Source organism: Bradyrhizobium sp. CCBAU 51753 (assembly GCF_015291565.1).
Taxonomy (GTDB): domain Bacteria; phylum Pseudomonadota; class Alphaproteobacteria; order Rhizobiales; family Xanthobacteraceae; genus Bradyrhizobium; species Bradyrhizobium ivorense.
Genome location: NZ_CP030037.1, coordinates 272,726 through 291,187, shown reverse-complemented (window position 1 = coordinate 291,187; position 18,462 = coordinate 272,726). Strand labels below are relative to the sequence as shown.

Annotated in this window: 14 protein-coding genes, 1 tRNA gene and 1 pseudogene; 7 read left to right on the top strand and 9 right to left on the bottom strand. The window is 67.1% G+C overall.

What is annotated here, in order from left to right; all coding sequences use genetic code 11:
• Nucleotides 1-12: 12 nt before the first annotated feature.
• Nucleotides 13-1,383 (bottom strand): hydrolase, encoded by a 1,371-nt coding sequence (locus XH93_RS01350; protein ID WP_194472097.1) that lies wholly within the window; start codon nt 1,381-1,383, stop codon nt 13-15.
• A gap of 150 nt (nt 1,384-1,533) precedes the next feature.
• Between XH93_RS01350 and XH93_RS01345 the strand changes: the two genes are divergently transcribed.
• Entirely contained in the window at nt 1,534-3,222 is a 1,689-nt protein-coding gene (locus tag XH93_RS01345; RefSeq protein ID WP_194472096.1) for an MFS transporter, read from the top strand.
• A 114-nt stretch (nt 3,223-3,336) separates the two neighbouring features.
• Here XH93_RS01345 and XH93_RS01340 read toward each other — a convergent pair whose 3' ends face one another.
• Nucleotides 3,337-3,555 carry a hypothetical protein gene (locus XH93_RS01340; protein WP_139479517.1) on the bottom strand — a complete coding sequence of 73 codons (219 nt, stop codon included), beginning with the start codon at nt 3,553-3,555 and terminating at the stop codon, nt 3,337-3,339.
• Nucleotides 3,556-3,726: 171 nt separating this feature from the next.
• Nucleotides 3,727-3,975 (bottom strand): annotated as a pseudogene (locus XH93_RS41970) (hypothetical protein).
• Nucleotides 3,976-4,224: 249 nt separating this feature from the next.
• On the opposite strand from XH93_RS41970, the gene XH93_RS01335 reads away from it, so the two are divergent.
• Together XH93_RS01335 and XH93_RS01330 are read left to right on the top strand one after the other, a co-directional pair.
• Nucleotides 4,225-5,274 (top strand): polysaccharide deacetylase family protein, encoded by a 1,050-nt coding sequence (locus tag XH93_RS01335; protein ID WP_194472095.1) that lies wholly within the window; start codon nt 4,225-4,227, stop codon nt 5,272-5,274.
• Nucleotides 5,275-5,456: 182 nt separating this feature from the next.
• Nucleotides 5,457-6,674, top strand: a complete 1,218-nt coding sequence (locus tag XH93_RS01330) for an FAD-binding oxidoreductase (RefSeq protein WP_194472094.1) — start codon at nt 5,457-5,459, stop codon at nt 6,672-6,674.
• A 521-nt stretch (nt 6,675-7,195) separates the two neighbouring features.
• On the opposite strand, the gene XH93_RS01325 is transcribed toward XH93_RS01330, so the two are convergent.
• The 4 genes from XH93_RS01325 to XH93_RS01310 all read right to left on the bottom strand — a co-directional run bounded on the left by XH93_RS01325 (nt 7,196) and on the right by XH93_RS01310 (nt 11,219).
• Nucleotides 7,196-7,271, bottom strand: a tRNA-Thr gene (locus XH93_RS01325).
• 110 nt (nt 7,272-7,381) lie between these two features.
• A complete protein-coding gene (locus tag XH93_RS01320; RefSeq protein ID WP_194472093.1) occupies nt 7,382-9,127 on the bottom strand; it encodes a heme biosynthesis protein HemY in 1,746 nt (581 codons plus the stop codon).
• Between the two features lie 20 nt (nt 9,128-9,147).
• A complete protein-coding gene (locus tag XH93_RS01315; RefSeq protein WP_194472092.1) occupies nt 9,148-10,365 on the bottom strand; it encodes a COG4223 family protein in 1,218 nt (405 codons plus the stop codon).
• Nucleotides 10,366-10,478: 113 nt separating this feature from the next.
• The gene (locus tag XH93_RS01310; protein ID WP_194472091.1) at nt 10,479-11,219 is read right to left on the bottom strand and encodes a uroporphyrinogen-III synthase; all 741 of its coding nucleotides are present in this window, start codon (nt 11,217-11,219) and stop codon (nt 10,479-10,481) included.
• Between the two features lie 176 nt (nt 11,220-11,395).
• On the opposite strand from XH93_RS01310, the gene tsaD reads away from it, so the two are divergent.
• From tsaD to XH93_RS01295, 3 genes are all read left to right on the top strand, one after another.
• Nucleotides 11,396-12,469, top strand: coding sequence for a tRNA (adenosine(37)-N6)-threonylcarbamoyltransferase complex transferase subunit TsaD (tsaD, locus tag XH93_RS01305; protein WP_194472090.1), 1,074 nt, complete (start codon nt 11,396-11,398; stop codon nt 12,467-12,469).
• Nucleotides 12,470-12,700: 231 nt separating this feature from the next.
• Nucleotides 12,701-13,681, top strand: a complete 981-nt coding sequence (locus tag XH93_RS01300) for an NAD(P)H-dependent glycerol-3-phosphate dehydrogenase (RefSeq protein ID WP_194472089.1) — start codon at nt 12,701-12,703, stop codon at nt 13,679-13,681.
• 2 nt (nt 13,682-13,683) lie between these two features.
• Complete coding sequence (locus XH93_RS01295) at nt 13,684-14,097, top strand: EVE domain-containing protein (RefSeq protein ID WP_139479526.1); 414 nt, start codon at nt 13,684-13,686, stop codon at nt 14,095-14,097.
• Between the two features lie 155 nt (nt 14,098-14,252).
• Here XH93_RS01295 and XH93_RS01290 read toward each other — a convergent pair whose 3' ends face one another.
• Together XH93_RS01290 and XH93_RS01285 are read right to left on the bottom strand one after the other, a co-directional pair.
• Complete coding sequence (locus XH93_RS01290) at nt 14,253-15,422, bottom strand: DNA topoisomerase IB (protein WP_139479527.1); 1,170 nt, start codon at nt 15,420-15,422, stop codon at nt 14,253-14,255.
• A 278-nt stretch (nt 15,423-15,700) separates the two neighbouring features.
• Nucleotides 15,701-16,210, bottom strand: a complete 510-nt coding sequence (locus tag XH93_RS01285; RefSeq protein ID WP_210340433.1) for a DUF2059 domain-containing protein — start codon at nt 16,208-16,210, stop codon at nt 15,701-15,703.
• 198 nt (nt 16,211-16,408) lie between these two features.
• Between XH93_RS01285 and acs the strand changes: the two genes are divergently transcribed.
• A complete protein-coding gene (gene acs, locus XH93_RS01280) occupies nt 16,409-18,361 on the top strand; it encodes an acetate--CoA ligase (RefSeq protein WP_194472087.1) in 1,953 nt (650 codons plus the stop codon).
• Nucleotides 18,362-18,462: the final 101 nt, after the last annotated feature.

Sequence of the window (18,462 nt, the reverse complement as noted above, 5' to 3'; positions counted from 1 at the left end):
CCTTGAAAACAACTAGTAGGTCAGTTCGGCGACCGCAATCCGGTTCTCTGCGGCCGGCCAGGCCCGCATCACGATACGCTCCTGGTTGAACAGCGCGACCACCGGACGGCCGGCATCCGCCGCGGCGAGCCGCAAGGTGGTCACCGAATCCGTCGGCACGCCGCTCTTGACGTCGGTCGGCTCCTTGCCGTCGAGCAGCACGACGTCGCGCGGCAGGCCGAAATAGCCGCGCGGCCGCGACATCAGCACCACCGCGCCGGCGCCGGCGTCGGCCTGCCCGAGCGGCCGCGCCGCGCGCAGATGCACGATGTCGGACGAGCGCGGAAACGGCGAGCGGTAGATGTGCGTCGTCACCGCGCCGGGCGAGGTCAGCACGAATTCGAGCGGCCAGGATGCATCGACCTGCGCCGGACCCCAGCGGCCGTCGGCGCTGGTCTGCGACGAGTGCACCGGCCCGCCGATGCGCTCGCCGGTCTCCGCCGACACCCGATAGATGTCGACCGACGCGCCGGACACCGGACGATTGGTCTGCACGCCGCCCGGCGTGCCGGTGACGATGCCGCTCAGCCTGACTTCGGCCTCCGGCACGATCTCGATCCGCAACGGCTCGCGCCCGGCGATGAACTTGTAGATCTCGCGGAACGCGCGCGGATGAAAGGCGGTCTCGCGATGATCGATCGCGCCGAGCACCAGATTGGTGGCGCCCTTCAGCGCCGGGCCTTCCGCGGTGATGTTGGTCGGCGTGCCCGGCTTGCCGACGAAGCGGCCGTCGTCTTGCGCGAACTTGTCGATGCCGTCGCTGCGCAGCGTCAGGAACGCGGTGCCCGCCGTCACCTCGCTGTCGCCCTCGTTGAGGCCGTGCAGGAACGGGCCGCGGCCGTTGAACTCGTTGCCGAGGCCGTCATCCCAGGCATAGACGCCGTGGTTCGGCGTGCCGCACAGCACGGCATGGCTGACATCGCCGCCATTGCCGTTCTTGACGACATTGCGGATCGCATTGCCGCCGCGCGAATTGCCGACCAGCGCGACCCTCGCGGCGCCGGTGGTCTGCTTCAACTGCCTGATCGCCTCGGCGAGCTCGCGGCGCTGGTCCTCGGTCGAGGAGCGGCCCGCCTGCTCGACCTTGTCGTCGGTGCGCGCCAAGGGATCGGTGAAGTTGATCGCGAACATACGCTCGCGCGGCACACCATTGGATTCCATCCGCCAGATCGTCGTCATCCAGAGCGGCGCCTGGTCGCCATTGCCATGCACGAACAGAATCGGCGGCAGGTCGCCGGCCGGTGCTGCCGTGGCCGTCTGGGCCATCGCCGGCGCAGCGAATCGGCCCGCCATCAGGGACAGCGCCCCGGCACCTTGCAAAATTGTTCGCCGCGTCAGCCCCATTGTCCCCTTCCCCAAGCGTTTCAGTACTTTAGCTGTGCCCTGCGCCGGCGAATGATACCGTAAACGCTGGACAGGACACGCGTTTCGCGGGCATCTCTTGATGCAGCCGGAATCTACACTCAAGCCATAGCAGGCCAAACGGAACCGGATATGACCGAACCGCGGCAACGCACCGACAGTATCACTGCACCGTTACGGCACTCAATCTTCCGGCGAATCTGGCTCGCCAGCCTGCTCTCCAATCTGGGCATCCTGATCCAGGGCGTCGGCGCCGCCTGGGCGATGACCCAGATGACGTCGGAGGCCGACAAGGTCGCGCTGGTGCAGACCGCGCTGATGCTGCCGGTGATGCTGATCTCGATGCCGGCCGGCGCGATCGCCGACATGCATGACCGCCGCATCGTCGCGCTGGTGTCGCTCGCGATCGCACTGGTGGGCGCCACCACGCTGACCGTGCTGGCCTGGCTCAATCTGGTGACGCCAAACATTTTGCTCGCGCTGTGCTTCGTCGTCGGCAGCGGCATGGCGCTGTTCGGGCCGGCCTGGCAATCCTCGGTCAGCGAGCAGGTGCCGGCCGAGACGCTGCCGGCCGCGGTCGCGCTCAACGGCATCAGCTACAACATCGCGCGCAGCTTTGGCCCGGCGATCGGCGGCATCGTGGTTGCCTCCGCCGGCGCGGTGGCGGCGTTCGCCGCCAACGCTGTGCTCTATCTGCCGCTGCTGGTGGTGCTGTTTCTCTGGAACCGGGTCACCGAGCCGTCGCGGCTGCCGCGCGAGCGGCTCAACCGCGCCATGGTCTCGGGCGTGCGCTACATCACCAATTCGCCGTCGATCAAGATCGTGCTGACCCGCACCATGGTGACCGGCATCATCGGCGGCTCGGTCTCGGCGCTGATGCCGCTGGTGGCGCGCGACTTGCTGCATGGCGGCGCGCAGACCTACGGCATCATGCTGGGCGCCTTCGGCATGGGCGCGGTAGTCGGCGCGCTGAATATTTCAGAGATCCGGAGCCGGCTCAGCGGCGAGGCCGCGGTGCGCGCCTGCGCGCTGTCGATGGGCGCTGCGATCGCCGCGGTGGCGTTGAGCACGGAGCCGGTGATCACGGCCGCCGCCCTGGTCGTCGCCGGCGCGGCGTGGATGCTCGCGGTGGCGCTGTTCAATATCGGCGTGCAGCTCTCGGCGCCGCGCTGGGTCGCGGGCCGCTCGCTCGCCGCCTTCCAGGCCGCGATTGCCGGCGGCATCGCGATCGGCAGCTGGGGCTGGGGCCGCATCACCGACATCGGCGGCGTCGAGACCGCGCTGCTGATCTCCGCCGGATTGATGCTGCTGTCGCCGCTGCTCGGCATCTGGCTGCGCATGCCGCGGGTCGGCGCGCGCAACGAGGATGCCAGCGAAGCGCTGGCCGATCCCGAGGTGCAGTTGCAGCTCACCGCCCGCAGCGGGCCGCTGGTGGTCGAGATCGAATACCGGGTGGCGCAGGACAACGCCCGCGCCTTTCACAACGTGATGCAGGACGTGCAGCTGAGCCGCCAGCGCAACGGCGCCTATGGCTGGTCGATCGCGCGCGACATCGCCGATCCGGAATTGTGGACCGAGCGCTACCACTGCCCGACCTGGCTCGATTTCCTGCGCCAGCGCAACCGCGCGACGCAGGCCGAGCGCGAGCTGTACCAGAAGGCCATCGACTTCCACATCGGCCCGGAGCCGGTGCGGGTGCGCCGGATGCTGGAGCGTCCGTTCGGTTCGGTGCGCTGGAAGGACGAGACGCCGGACCGGGCCGCGAGGGAAGTGATCCCGGTGGTCGCGACCGCCGCGGGCGCGGCGGGAAACAGCACGTAGCCTCTCCACGTCCGTCATTCCGGGGCATCGCACCAGCGATGAACCCGGAATCTCGAGATTCTCAGGTGCGCGCCGCGGTTCGATGCTTCGCATCGCCCAGAATGATGGTTGGCCCTACTGCCCGTGCTCGGTCAGCGTCTTCTGGCAACCCTTGCTCAGCCGGGCGCGATGCTGCTGCAGGCAGGCCAGCACGGCGTCGTCGCCGTTATTGAGCACGGGGCGGCAATGCCGCTGGGCGTCGCGGGTGCAGGCTTCTCGCCCCTGTTGTTGCTGCGCCGAAGCAGCGGACGTCAGCAGAACCAGCGGAATCACGGCAAGCAGGAATCGGGTCATCTCAAAGCCTCTAATCAATGCGCCGCCGGTTCTATAGGGTTTCAGCGCGCCGCAGAAGCTTGAAACGGCGGAACGGGCACCAAGGTTCCGATTTGCCTGCAATCCCCTCGGATATCTCTTGGCGATCCCAGGCCCGCGGCTCGTCGCCGCAGGCGCTTGAGTGCACCGCAATCAGTCCGCGGAGGGGCGACGCTGGGCGGCGAGGTCGCGGTCCAGCGCGACACGGCAGCCGCTGCTCAGCTGGGTGCGGTGCTTGATCATGCAGGCGGTGATCTTCGGGATATCAGGGATCTCGTCGCTGCACAGGCGGAACGCGTCGCCGGTTCACATCTGCCGCGCTTCCGCTCTCAAGGCAAAGCTCGCGGTCGAGGACAGCGCGAAGACAGCCACAAACGCCAGCGCGGCGGGCGGCCTTTGCAAACTGACTTCTGACTGCGGTCATGATCGGCTCCCATCGGCCCGCGGCGTGGGCCGGTTGACGGGGTCCGATCCTGCGCGGGCGCGGGATTCGCGACTGTGACGGTCGTCACGAAGGTGCAAAGCACGGGTCAAGGCACGCTTTTTCTTCCGCTTCTGGCGCCGTGTTGGGATCGCGTTAAGACCTTGTTGGCACTAATCGCTCGTTACAGCTGTTGGCGTTTCCCCGAGTTCCGAGAGAGTTTTGTAGCGATGCGTAATCCATTGGGCCTGATGCTGGCCAGTGTTGTCATGGCGGTCGTGATCGCCGGAGCGTGGTTCTGGACCTCCTCCCGCGCCACCGCTCCCCAAACCCAGGCTGCCAAGGCCGATCCGGCGCCCGCGCCGGCGCCGAAGCTGGCCGCCAGGGACGATGTCGAGGTCACCGCGGCGCTGTCGTCGAAGCGCGCCGAGGCCGCGCCGGCCCCGGCTCCCGCTCCGGCGCCGCAGCCCGCACCGGTCGCGGCCGCGCCGAAGACGACCTGCAACAATCCCGACGCGCTCGGCGTCAGCCGCACCGTGGTGGTCGACACCAACGGCGGGCCCGGCTTCGGCTTCCTGCAGTACAAGCAGTACGACTTCCTGACCGAGAAGGAGATCGTGCTGACCTTCGACGACGGTCCGTGGCCGACCACGCCCGCCGTGCTGAAGGCGCTGGCCGACGAGTGCACCAGGGCGGTGTTCTTCCCGATCGGCATGCACACCACCTACCATCCGGACATTCTCCGCCAGGTCGCCGCCGCCGGCCACACCATCGGCGCCCACACCTGGTCGCACGCGCATCTCGCCGGCAAGAAGATCACCGAGCAGCAGGCCAAGGACGAGATCGAGAAGGGTTTTAGCGCGGTGAAGCTCGCGCTCGGCCAAAACCCCGCGCCGTTCTTCCGCTTCCCGGCGCTGGCCCACACCCCGGCGACCACGGCCTATCTCGGCACCCGCAACATCGCGATGTTCTCGGTCGACGTCGATTCCAACGACTTCAAGTCGAAGAACGCCGACGAGGTGATCAACAACGTGATGACCAAGCTCGACAAGGAGCACAAGGGCATCATCCTGATGCACGACCTGCAAAAGCACACCGCCCAGGCGCTGCCGACCCTGCTGCGCAAGCTGAAGGCCGGCGGCTACAAGGTGGTGTGGATGAAAGCCAAGAGCCAACTCGAGACGCTGCCCGAATACGACGCGATGATGGTGAAGAACGAGAAGGTGCCGACGGCGGCGGCGAGGCCGGTGAGCAGCGTCATTCAGACGGTGGCGGATTAGCGCGGTAGCTTCGCCGGGATCAGCATTCGAGCAGACAGCGCCCCTGGATTCGATCCAGGGGCGTTTTTTCTTATTGCCGTAAAGCCGCCGCTGCGCTGGGGCCAACGACAGCCGAGCATGGTCAGTCGGCTCCGCCGCGTGATAGGGTTCGCTCGCACCTAATCTATTTCGGGGCCGGCGTCATGATCAACAATGCCGATGCCATCATTATTGGGTCCGGCGGCCTCGGCGCTGCCACAGCGTATCACTTGAGCAAACGCAAAGGTCTCAGCGTAGCTCTCGTCGACAAGCATGATATCGGATCGCAAACCTCGCCGCGCGCTGCAGGCATGGTGAGCTGCGTTCGCAAAAGCGACCTGATGACAAGCCTCATCAAGGACGCATGCCGCAAGATTGAAGCATTCACCGAAGAAACCGGACAGCCTCTCGATTGGGTGCATTCGGGCAGTCTGAAGATCGCGCGTCGGCCGCAAGACGCGGAGGTGATCAAGGCCGACTTCGAGCGCAGTCGGCGTATGGGCCTCGATGTCGAGCTGATTTCTCCAGAGCAGGCCAGCCGCCTCAATCCATTTCTGAAGCCGACGGGCGTGGTAGCGGCAATGTGGATCGGCGACGACAGGTATTTCGACCCGGCTCAGGTTGCCGTCGGCTTCGCCAAGGCAGCGGCGCGTCAGGGCGCGACTCTGTTGCCGAACACAGACGTGCTGAGCGTGAACATCAGCGCCGGCAAGGTGACGGGCGTAACCACCGCGAACGGCATCATTGAAGGCTCCATCGTCGTCGATGCGGCGGGTGCATGGACGCGACAGGTAGCGGAGGCAAGTGGAATTCGTGTCCCGCTGGTCCCGACCCGCCAGCAACTGATCGTGACCGAACCGTTGGACGGCGCGCGCGCCGACCTGCCGATGGTTCGGATCATGGATGCGGCGGTGTACACGCGCCCGTGCCAGGGTGGCTTCCTCTGGGGCGTTTACGAGGAAACGCCGAGATTTTTCGACATGCAGTCGCTCGGTGCCAATTTCGACGTCAAGGACATGCCACTCCACATCGAGGTGCTTCGTGCTGCCGCCACCGAAGTCAAGGATCAGTTCCCGGTCCTGCAAACCGCCAAGGTGCGAGAATTTCGCGGCGGCATACCGACGATGACTGCTGACGGTCATCATATTCTCGGCCCGGCGCCCGGTGCTGCGGGCTTTTATTTTGCAAGCGGATGCAATGTCGCCGGGCTTTCGATTTCGCCAGCCGTTGGAGAGCTGCTCGCAACCTGGATAGTGGATGGCGAGCCGCGCGTTGATCTCTCCCTGATGTCCGTCACGCGCTTCAACGACCGGGCATGGTCTGAACCCGAGCTGCACAGGGAAGCGGCTTGGCAATACCGGCACTTCTACGGCGCGGTCTAACTAGTCCCTCGCCGCGCGGCCGATCCCTCCTGGCCTAGGGTGCGCCCCGGGGGGTAGGGCCAAAATTCGTCGGCGCGGATCGGCCCATAATGCCTCTCGGCACGATGCAGAAAATTCCAGAAACTGGGGCCGGGGCCTCTACGCTGCCCAGTCCATGATTGCGTCAATGAAAGTCTGAGCCTGACGGATCGCATCCTGCCTAGTAGCGCAAACGCCGACCGAGACTGTCCTGCCCTTTCCCACGGTCCATTTCCAACCGCTCGGGTAGCTCATTTCTATGACTGAAAAGCTGATGCCTCGATGTTCCACGGAGGGCCTCCGCTTAACATGGTTGTGATGCGCTCAATGAGGTTACTGCATCGGATCGGCTCAGCCAAGGCAACGGCCGCCTCCCTTTCACGGGAGCGAGCTGCAGCTAGCGGCGCAAGGGGCGAAGTCGATTTCCACGCGTCCGGGAAGCAGCGCGGATGGCCTCCCGTACCTATGGCAAAATCTGAAGTCGCGAAATCGGGGCTAAGCGCTGGTGCCGCAAGAGGGATTCGAACCCCCGACCCCGTCATTACGAATGACGTGCTCTACCGACTGAGCTATTGCGGCGGACCGTTCGCGACTGCCTGATAACGCGTGCCACCTGATATCGGGCATGGGCCCGATTGGCAAGGCAAACGGGTCTGCAACCCGCGCTTCTGCGGGCATCTAACCGCAGATTAGCTTCCCAAACGTGACAGAAATCCCTTCCAGCCGCCGATCTGGGCCTTTGGCGGGCCGATTTGTTCCGCGAATTCGTCCGCGGGGCCGTCCTCGTCGACGCCGGGGTCGTCGGGGGCGCGAACGATCGGGATCACGGCGGGGATCGGAGCCGGTGCCGTCTTGGGCAGGTCGGTCCGTGACCGGAACAAGGGGGCCGGAGCCGGGGGCGCTGATTCGGGCTTCGGGGCGGGCTCGGGCGTGGCCGCCGGTTCGGCCGGGGCCGGTTCAGCTTCGAGGGCCGTGGGCACCGGGACGTTGTCCTGCACGGTCGGGGCCGACTCGGCTGGCTTGACCTCGATCGGCTCGGCCGGTGTTGGCGCGGGGGCCGGCAGCTCGCTGGCCGCCGGCTTCGGCGGCTCGACCGGGCGCGGCGCCAGCATCGCTTCCTCGAACGGCGAGGTCTCGATCGCGCTGCCCTTGTCCGACGGCAGGGCGGCGACCGGAGTCTGCCACTGGAAGGCGTCGAGCCGGCCGGTGACCGGCGACACCGGGCGCCAGCGGTCCGACACATAGCCGTCGGCGGTCCAGACCGGATCGTGCAGCGCGCGCACCGCGCGCAGGGTCCAGGCGCGGGCGCGGCCGCTGTCACCGTGCTCGGTGCGCTCGATCTCGGCCATCAACAGCGCGACGCGCTGGGTCGGCGCTGCGATGAACGGCTCCAGCGCCGCGCGCGCCTTGGCGAATTCGGAGGCATCGATCGCGGCGCGGGCGATCGCCAGCGCGCCCTCGATGTGGCCCGGCGTCTTCGCCGCCAGCGTCTCGACCCGGACCAGGCGCTGCCGCGCGGCATCGCCGAGCCGCACATGGGCGTAGGCATCGGCGAGGTCGGGATGCGGCTGCGCCAGCCACGCGGTCTCGACCAGACGCATGGCGCGGCGCACCTGATGCGCCTCGCTCTCGAACTTCGCCGCCAACACCGCGGCCGGGATCAGCGTCGGCGCCAGCTTGACCGCCTCCTTCACGCTCTCGCGCGCCAGGTCGCGATCGACGCTCTCCAATTCCAGCGCGCGCGCCGTGAGCAGCACGCCGCGCTGCCGCCGGTAGGTCGCCTTGTCGATCAGGCCGGAGCTCTGGTTGTTGTCGATGATCGACAGCGCACCGGCCCAATCGCCCTTGGCGCAGCAGAAGCCGAGCACCGCATGCGAGGCCCATGACGACGACGGCGACAGTTTTAGCGCTTCCTCGGCGACCATCACCGCGGTGACCGGATCGTCGGCGCGCTGCGCCTCGATGAACAGGCCGCGCAGGCCCAAGAGCCGCGTGTCTTCGCGCTCGGCCATGGCGCGGAAGGCGCGCTGCGCGCCGTCGCGGTCGCCGTCGAGCTGCGCCGATTGCGCGTGCAACAGCAGTGTCAGCGGATCGTTGCCGGCATGGCGCCGCGCCACCTCGGCATGCACGCGCGCCGAGGTCGAATCGCCGTGGCCGATCGCGAGCAAACCTTGGGTGATGGCGCGGCGGCCGCGGGCGTGCAGCCGCTCGCGCCTGTTACGGCGGACGTAAGCCGGCACCTTCCACAGCGCGCGCAGGATCACGCCTGCCAGCATCGCGCCGACCAGCACGAGCGCGAGCAGGAACAGCGGCTGCTTCGACGTCAGGCGCAGCCCGCCCCATGACAGCACAAGATCGCCGGGCTGATCGGCCAGCCAGGCCGCGCCCCCACCAACGACCGCGATCAGCAGGAGAAACAGAATGATCCGGATCATCAAAGACCTATTGCAATGACCTACTGGTTGACCGTGGCGAGCGCCGCCATGGCGTTGTCGGCGAATTTCCGCGAGGCGCCAAGCGCCGCGCGGCGTGCGTCCACCTTGTCGAGCCAGGCTTGCGCCGCGGTGCGATCGGCCGGCGGCAGCGACTTCAATTCGCGCTCGGTCAATGCAAGATCATTATGGACGGCGGCAGATGTCACGCGCGCGACGATGCTACCGCGATCGGTGCCGGTGCCGTCGGTCCGCTCGATGCGGATCAGCTTTGAGGCGCCGGCCTGCAGACGATCGACCAGCCCGGCGTTGGCCACAGGCGCATCGGGCGGCGGCGGTGCGAGGCGCGGCACGATCTCGAGCAGCTCGCGGCACAGCGCGTTCGCGCTCGGCACGCCCGACGCCGCAAAGGTCTCGAGCGGCTTCAGCATCGCGGAATCGTCGGAGAGCGCCTTGGCGGCGTCGAGCGCCGAGCCGTAGGGATCGCCATGGCGGACCGCGACGTCGAGCAGCGATGCCGCGACCACGCGGCGGAGCGGCACGTCGTCGGCCTTCGCTTCGGCCTTGCTGTCGGCGATCTTGCCGTCCTGTGCTTTCAGCGCGCCCTCGATCCGGTCGATCCGCGCGGTGATGCCGGAAAGATCCGGCGCGGCCGCACCGTTGCGCGGGGCAGCATTGGCCGCGGCCGCGAGCTTGTCGGATTGTGCGCGCGTCGTGGCGAGCTCGCTGCGCAGCGCCGTGATCGATCTGTCGAGCGCCTCCAGCCGCGCCGCCGTCGCGGGATCGCCCGCCGGCTTGCTCAGCTTCGCTTCGACGCCGGCGATGCGGCCGGTGAGTTCGTCGATGGCCGCGACGGTATTGAGCTGCGGTGTCGCCGCCGGCTGCACCGCCGGCCAGCCGAGCAGCCAGCCGACGGCGATCACCAGCGCCGCGGCGACCGCACCGGATACCGGCGCGATCACCCAGGGCGACACCGGGCGCGGCGGTTCAAATTCCGCCGCCGTGGCAACGGTCTCGGGCTCCGGCTGCGGCGCGGCCTCAGGCTGGGGCGTCGTCTCAGGCGCGGCCGCATCCGCGGATGCGCTCGCCGCGTCCTTGGCCGGCCCTATGCCCGCCTCTTTGGGCCCCTCCGCCTTGGTCTCGCTGGAAACCTCGGTCGCCGCGAGATCGATGGTCGGCGGCGCGCGCTTCGGCCTTGCATCCGGCGACGGTGCGGTGTCCTCGGGCCTCTCTTCAGCCATCGCGGGGGGTCCTCAATACTTGCTGGCCGCACATTCTAGCAGAATCGGCGCAGCTTCTTAGAGCACGATCGGAAAAACCGGGCATTGGCTAACATCATGTTCAGACGAAAGAATTATGTCGACGTCGGGCGCAGGGCACGCCCTAAGGCATCGAGCAGGGCAGTTTCATCCGGCTGGGACGCCACCACCACCTGAGTGGCGCCGGCGTCATGCAGGACGGAGGCGACCGAGGCTGACATGCAGCATTGCGGCAGCGCCAAGGCCGAAATCTCCAGCCCGCCGGCCCGCACCGCGTCGACAAAGGCCTGGGCGCTGCGGCGGGAATAATGCAGCACCGCCGTGATCCGGTTCGCCATGAAGGCGTCGCCGATCTCGCCCGGCAAGCTTGACACCGGCGCCATCCGGTAGGCGGTGTGGGTGACGACGGTCAATCCCTTGGCGCCGAGCTCGCCGGCGAGGTCGCGCGAGAGATCGGCGCCGGCAAGATAGAGCAGCGTGGCGGCCTTTTTCAGCTTGCCGGCCTTGACCTGCGACAGCACGAGGTCGCGCAGCGCCGCCGCATCGCCCTTGGCCGTGATCACCTGGCCGAAGCCGGCCGTGCGCGCGGCGTCGGCGGTGTGGGTCCCGACCGCGAACAGCGGCAGCCGCAACAGCCGGCTGCCGGCGAGATCGATCGCCCGCAGCGCATTGGCGCTGGTCACGATGACGGCGTCATGATCGGCGCCGTCATCGTCATGAAACGGCAGCGGCTCGAAGCGCAGCAGCGGCGCCGCCAGGGCGTCAAAGCCCCGCTTGCGCAGGGCAGCCAGCGTCGCCTCATTGTCGGGATACGGGCGCGTAACGAGGACAACCACCGGTCAGGACTCCAACCGCAAGAAATGGACACTGCCGACCGATTGCACTTTGAGACCTCGCAATGCTACCCCGGAAGGGACATCTCTCTCGAAATTGAGCACGGCCGGACAGGCAGTTCCCATCCGTCCGGATCATGCTCGTAGCACAAGGGCCGAAATTGGGTCACGAACCGCCGATGCTGGTGTTGGGAATCGAGACCACCTGCGATGAGACCGCGGCCGCCGTGGTCGAGCGCCAGGCGGACGGCTCGGGAAAAATCCTGTCCAACATCGTGCGCTCGCAGACCGCCGAGCACGCCCGCTTCGGCGGTGTGGTGCCGGAGATCGCCGCGCGCGCCCATGTCGACCTGCTCGACGGCATCGTCGCGAGCGCGATGAAGGAGGCCGGCGTCGGCTATGCGCAGCTCTCGGCGGTGGCGGCGGCGGCGGGCCCCGGCCTGATCGGCGGCGTGATCGTCGGGTTGACCACCGCAAAGGCGATCGCGATGGTGCATGACACGCCGCTGATCGCGGTGAACCATCTCGAGGCGCACGCGCTGACGCCGCGGCTGACCTGCGCGCTGGCGTTCCCGTACTGCCTGTTCCTGGCCTCGGGCGGCCACACCCAGATCGTCGCCGTGGTCGGCGTCGGACAATATGTGCGGCTCGGCACCACGGTCGACGACGCGATGGGCGAGGCGTTCGACAAGGTGGCGAAGATGCTGTCGCTGCCCTATCCGGGCGGGCCGCAGGTCGAGCGCGCCGCCGAGGACGGCGACGCCAAGCGCTTTACCTTTCCGCGCCCGATGCTCGGGCGGCCCGATGCGAATTTCTCGCTGTCGGGACTGAAGACCGCGGTGCGCAACGAAGCGAGCCGGCTGGTGCCGCTGGAGCCGCAGGACGTCAGCGATCTCTGCGCGAGTTTTCAGGCCGCGGTGCTGGAAACGACGGCGGACCGGCTGAGCGTCGGCCTGAAATTGTTCCAGGAGCAGTTCGGCACGCCGCGGGCGCTGGTCGCGGCGGGCGGCGTCGCCGCCAACCGTGCAATCCGCGGCGCGCTGCAGGATGTCGCTGCGCGCGCCGAGACCACGCTGATCATCCCGCCGCCGGCGCTGTGTACCGACAATGGCGCGATGATCGCCTGGGCCGGCGCCGAGCGGATGGCGCTCGGCCTGACCGACACGATGGAAGCCCCGCCGCGCGCCCGCTGGCTGCTCGACGCCAACGCCAAGGCGCCCGCCGGCCACGCCAACAGCCGCGCGGGATATTGAGTTCTACAAATGGAAATCACTCGCGCCGCGATCTCCGCTTCACCTCGCCCCGCTCTTGTCCGCCGAAGCCCGCCTTCGGGCGAAGGCGGATGCGGGGAGAAGTCGGATCGCGTCACCAGATGCGATCCGGGTGAGGGGGACTCTCCGCACGGCCGGTGCTCGCTGATGCAGCCCCTCACCCCAACCCTCTCCCCGCAAGCGCGGGGAGAGGGAGCCCGATAGAGCCAGCCGATGCCGGCGTACACATCAGTCAGCGTGATCGGAGCCGGCGCCTGGGGCACGGCGCTGGCCGATGTCGCGGCGCGCGCCGGGCGCAGCGTCACGCTCTACGCACGCAACGCCGCCCATGCGGCGCAGATCGAGGCGACGCGGATCAATCCGAAGCTCGCCGGTGTGCGCCTCGACCCTGCGATCGCGGTGACATCAGATATCGCGGCTGCGGCGCGCGCCGACATCATCCTCGCCGCAACGCCGGCACAGCATTTGCGCGCCGCGGTCGGTCACCTTGCGCCGCATCTCAAGCCCGGCACGCCCGTCATCGCCTGCGCCAAGGGCATCGAGCACGGCACGCACAAATTCATGACCGAGGTCGTCGCCGAGGCCGCACCGCAGGCGGTGCCCGCGATCCTGTCGGGGCCGAGTTTTGCAGATGACGTCGCGCGCGGGCTGCCGACCGCAGTGACATTGGCGACGAAAGACGAGGCACTGGCGCGCGCACTGGTGCAGGCGCTCGGCTCGGCGACGTTCCGACCCTATCACGCGACCGACGTGCGCGGCGTCGAAATCGGCGGCGCGGCGAAGAATGTGCTGGCGATCGCGGCCGGCATCGTGGTGGGCAAGAATCTCGGCGCCTCCGCGCTTGCGGCGCTGACGACGCGCGGCTTCAGCGAGCTCGCCCGCCTCGGGCGCGCCTGCGGCGCCCGCGCCGAGACGCTGGCCGGGCTATCGGGATTGGGCGACCTGCTGCTGAGCTGCTCGACCGCGCAATCGCGCAACTTTGCGCTCGGCGCCGCGCTCGGCCGCGGCGAGGCCGCACCGGTCGGCAAGCTCGCCGAGGGCGCGTTCACCGCGCCGGTGCTGGTCGAGCTGGCGGCTTCGCAAAATGTCGATATGCCGGTATCAAATGCGGTCGCGGCGATCCTGGCAAACAGGCTGACCATCGATGCCGCGATCGAGGGCCTGCTGACACGGCCGTTCAAGGCGGAGGAATGACGATGGCGTACTGGCTGGTGAAATCCGAACCGTCGAGCTGGTCGTGGGACCAGCAGGTCGCCAAGGGCGCAAAGGGCGAAGCCTGGACCGGCGTGCGTAATTTCACCGCGCGACAGAACCTCGTGAACATGAAGAAGGGCGACAAGGCATTCTTCTATCACTCCAACGAGGGCAAGGAGATCGTCGGCATCGCCGAGATCATCAAGGAAGCCTATCCCGATCCGACCGACAAGACCGGCAAGTTCGTCTGCGTCGACATCAAGGCCGACAAGCCGTTGCCGACACCAGTGACGATGGCCGCGATCAAGGCCGACAAGAAACTCGCCGACATGGCGCTGGTGAAATACTCGCGGCTCTCGGTGCAGCCGGTGACGGCGGATGAGTGGAAGATGGTCTGCAAGATGGGCGGGCTGTGAACCCTCTCCCCTTGTGGGAGAGGGTCGCTTCGCGAAGCGAAGCGGGGTGAGGGGTATCGCGCCCCTCGGCACACTCTCGCAAACGGAGAGAGACCCCTCATCCGTCGCGGACTACGTCCGCGCCACCTTCTCCCACAAGGGGAGAAGGGAAGAAATCAAGCCCCCGCCGCCATCACCACCTGCGCCAGCAGTTGCTCGCGCTTGCTCTGGGTGCGGTAGCCGCCCATCGTCGCGGCGAAGCGCTCGAGGATGCCGTCCTCGAAAGCGGTGACGATGGTGTCGTGGACGTAGCTCTTGCGGCAGATCGCCGGCGTGTTGGAGAGCTGGTCGGCGGCGGCGCGGATCGCGTCCAGCACCTGGCGCTTGCGGCCGCGCTGGCTGGTGGCCGGCGTGATCCGCGACAGCGATTCGACCACGACCGCCGACGCCATCAGGGTGCGGAAATCCTTCAGCGAGATCTTGATGCCGGCGATCTCGCGCAGGAACGCGTTCACCGCGGTGGTCGAGGCGGCGCGGACGACGCCCGAGCGGTCGTAATACTGGAACATGCGCTTGCCTGGCACCGCGCGCAGAACGCCGATCGCGCGCACCAGCTTGGCCGCATCGCATTCCTTGCGCACGGCCTTGCCGCCCTTGGCCTTGAATGTCAGCACCAGCGAATCGTCTTCCAGCGTGACGTTGGACTTCAAGAGCGTGGTGGCGCCGCGGGTGCCGTTGAGGCGGGCATAGGACTCGTTGCCGGGACGGATCGCGGTGCGCGCGATCAACTCGATCACCGCCGACAGCGCGAATTCGCGGGTCGGCTCGTCGCCCGACAAAAACGCCGAGACCTTGCGCCGGATCTTCGGCAGCGCGGCCACCAGCTTGGCGAGGCGATGCGCCTTGCGTTGCTCGCGGACCTTCTCCCAATCGGCGTGATAGCGGTATTGCAGCCGGCCGGCGGCATCGAGACCGACCGCCTGCAGATGCGTGTTCGGATCGGTGGAGTAGCGCACCTGGCGATAGGCCGGAGGCATTGCCATCGCGTGCAGCCTGCGGATGGTGCGGGCGTCGCGGACGTGCGAGCCGTTGGCGCGAACGAATGAATATGTCTTGCCGCGCTTGATGCGGCGGATCGTCAGCTCGTTCTGGTCGCCGAGCCGCAGGCCGAGGTCGCGGGCGAGTTCCTCAACTGAGGCCTTGATGGCGCCTGATGCGTCGAGCTTGATTGTGCCGGGCTTGCTGGCCGGACGCGGCTTCGGCCATTGGCCAAGCGCCTTTGCCAAAGCGACAGCAGGATCGGCGGAAACGGGCCGCACAGCCGCGATGTTCTGCTGATCCATCATCTTCGCTAGACGCCTTGTTCCTGTTCTCCGGGTAATGCCGCTTCTTGGGGCTTCGTTCCGGCGGGCCGTCTGGGCCCCGGGAAGGCCATTTAGGGGGTCTCGGCCGACATTGCGAGTCGCGAATCAGTCATTAGAGGTTTCTAAATACCTTTCATGGGTGCCATTCGGCCGATAACCTTGATGTCGGCCTGCCCTGATACGGGGAATTGATCGCTGGAACCGTCGGCGGAGGCGGCGGTCCGTACCGATTTGGGGCCCGGGAACGACCCGGAACCGGGTCAGATATTGTGGCCCTTCTTGCGCAGCTCCTCGATCATCCGCTGCCGCAGCTCGACGGAAACCGACTGTCCGAACTTCTGGCCGGCCAGCAGGGATTGCTGCGTGAGCGCGGGCGACTTGGCGAGGAATTTCTGGCCGACCGGGGTCTTGTAGAAGGCGATCAGGCCGCGCAGATCGTCGGGAGTGAAGTTGTTGGCGTAGACGATGGCGACCGCCTCCGACAATTCGCTGAAGCGGGCCTGGAAGGCCGCGAGCATAACCGGCATCAGGGCGTCGTAGTCGCGCTCGACTTCGCTGCGGCCCTGCACGATGGCGGGCTTGAGGCTCGTCATCAGCGTCGGCATCAGCGCCTTGAACTGATCGACGAAGTGGATGGTGGTTACCAGCTCCCGCGCGGCCGCCAGCGCGTCCGCTGACGGCGCCGGCGCCGCCGTCTCGGCGCGGGCGAGCGGCGCCGAGAGCGACATGACTACGACCAAGAGAGCAGTGACGCGGAGCAGGCGATCCATCATAGAGGTTACTCGTCGGTGCGTTGCGGCAAGCCATCCTACCACAGGTAGAAGCGCAGAGCATGCCCGGCGGTTTGACGCGACGAAAGTACAGTCCTTTTTCCTTGCCGGGCCGGAATGCGGCAACGCATAATTCGGCAATGATCAAGAAGGCTTGCCGGCGCGTTGTTGGCTGGTGGCAGTGAGTGGAGGAAGCGAATGTCCGAGAAGATCTATGACGTGTCGGCCGACTGGGCCAAGCGCGCCTATATCGATGACGCCAAATATCGCGAGATGTATGCGCGCTCGGTCAAGGACCCCAACGGCTTCTGGGCCGAACACGGCAAGCGGGTCGACTGGATCAAGCCCTTCACCAAGGTCGAGAACGTCTCCTTCGCGCCGGGCAACATCTCGATCAAATGGTTCGAGGACGGCGAGCTGAACGTCGCCTGGAACTGCATCGACCGCCACCTCGACAAGCGCGGCGACCAGACCGCGATCATCTGGGAGGGCGACGACCCCTCCGAGTCCAAGCACATCACCTACCGCCAGCTGCATGACGAAGTGTGCAAGATGGCCAACATCCTGCGCACCCGGAACGTGAAGAAGGGCGATCGCGTCACGATCTATCTGCCGATGATTCCGGAGGCGGCCTACGCGATGCTGGCCTGCGCGCGGATCGGCGCGATTCATTCGGTGGTGTTCGGCGGCTTCTCGCCCGACAGCCTCGCCCAGCGCATCAAGGACTGCGACTCCAAGGTGATCATCACCGCCGACGAGGGCCTGCGCGGCGGCAAGAAGGTGCCGCTGAAGGCCAATGTCGATGCGGCGATCGCCAAAACCGGCGGCGTCGACTGGGTCGTGGTGGTCAAGCGCACCGGCGGCAAGGTCGACATGAACCCGACGCGCGACCTCTGGTATCACGCCGCCGCCGAGATGGTGACCACCGAATGCCCGTGCGAGCCGATGAACGCCGAGGATCCGCTGTTCATCCTCTATACCTCGGGGTCGACCGGCACGCCGAAGGGTGTGCTGCACACCTCGGCCGGCTATCTGGTGTTCGCGTCGATGACGCATCAATACGTCTTCGACTATCACGACGGCGACATCTACTGGTGCACCGCCGACGTCGGCTGGGTCACCGGCCACAGCTACATTCTCTATGGGCCGCTCGCCAACGGCGCGACCACGCTGATGTTCGAGGGCGTGCCGAACTACCCGGACAATTCGCGGTTCTGGCAGGTGATCGACAAGCACAAGGTCAATACCTTCTACACCGCGCCGACCGCAATCCGCGCGCTGATGCAGGGCGGCGACGAGCCGGTGAAGAAGACCTCGCGCGCCTCGCTGCGGCTGCTCGGCTCGGTCGGCGAGCCGATCAATCCGGAGGCCTGGGAGTGGTACCACCGCGTGGTCGGCGACGACCGCTGCCCGATCGTCGACACCTGGTGGCAGACCGAGACCGGCGGCATTTTGATCACGCCGCTGCCCGGGGCGACAAAACTGAAGCCGGGATCGGCGACCCGGCCGTTCTTCGGCGTAGTGCCTGAAATCGTCGACGCCGACGGCAAGACGCTGGACGGCGAGACCTCGGGCAATCTCTGCCTCACGCGCGCTTGGCCGGGAATGATGCGCACGGTCTATGGCGACCACGACCGTTTCGAGCAGACCTACTTCTCGACCTACAAGAACAAGTACTTCACCGGCGACGGCTGCCGGCGCGACGCCGACGGCTTTTACTGGATCACCGGCCGGGTCGACGACGTCATCAATGTCTCCGGCCACCGCATGGGCACCGCCGAGGTCGAGAGCTCGCTGGTCGCGCATGAGGCGGTCTCCGAGGCTGCGGTGGTCGGCTACCCCCACGACATCAAGGGCCAGGGCATCTATGCCTATGTCACCTTGATGAAGGGCACCGAGCCGACCGAGGCGCTGCGCAAGGAGCTGGTGGCCTGGGTCCGCAAGGACATCGGCCCGATCGCCTCGCCGGATCTGATTCAATTCGCGCCCGGCCTGCCGAAGACCCGCTCCGGCAAGATCATGCGCCGCATCCTGCGCAAGATCGCCGAGGACGATCCGTCCAGCCTCGGCGACACCTCGACGCTGGCCGATCCGGCCGTGGTCGACGACCTCGTGCACAACCGCCAGAACAAGAAGGGCGCGCCGGCGTAAGCTGACACCGGCAACATCGCACGACGAATCTGAGGGCCGCGCGCAATTCGCTGCGGCCCTCTGCCTTTCACGGGATTGTCAGAGACGTGGCGCGCACGCGG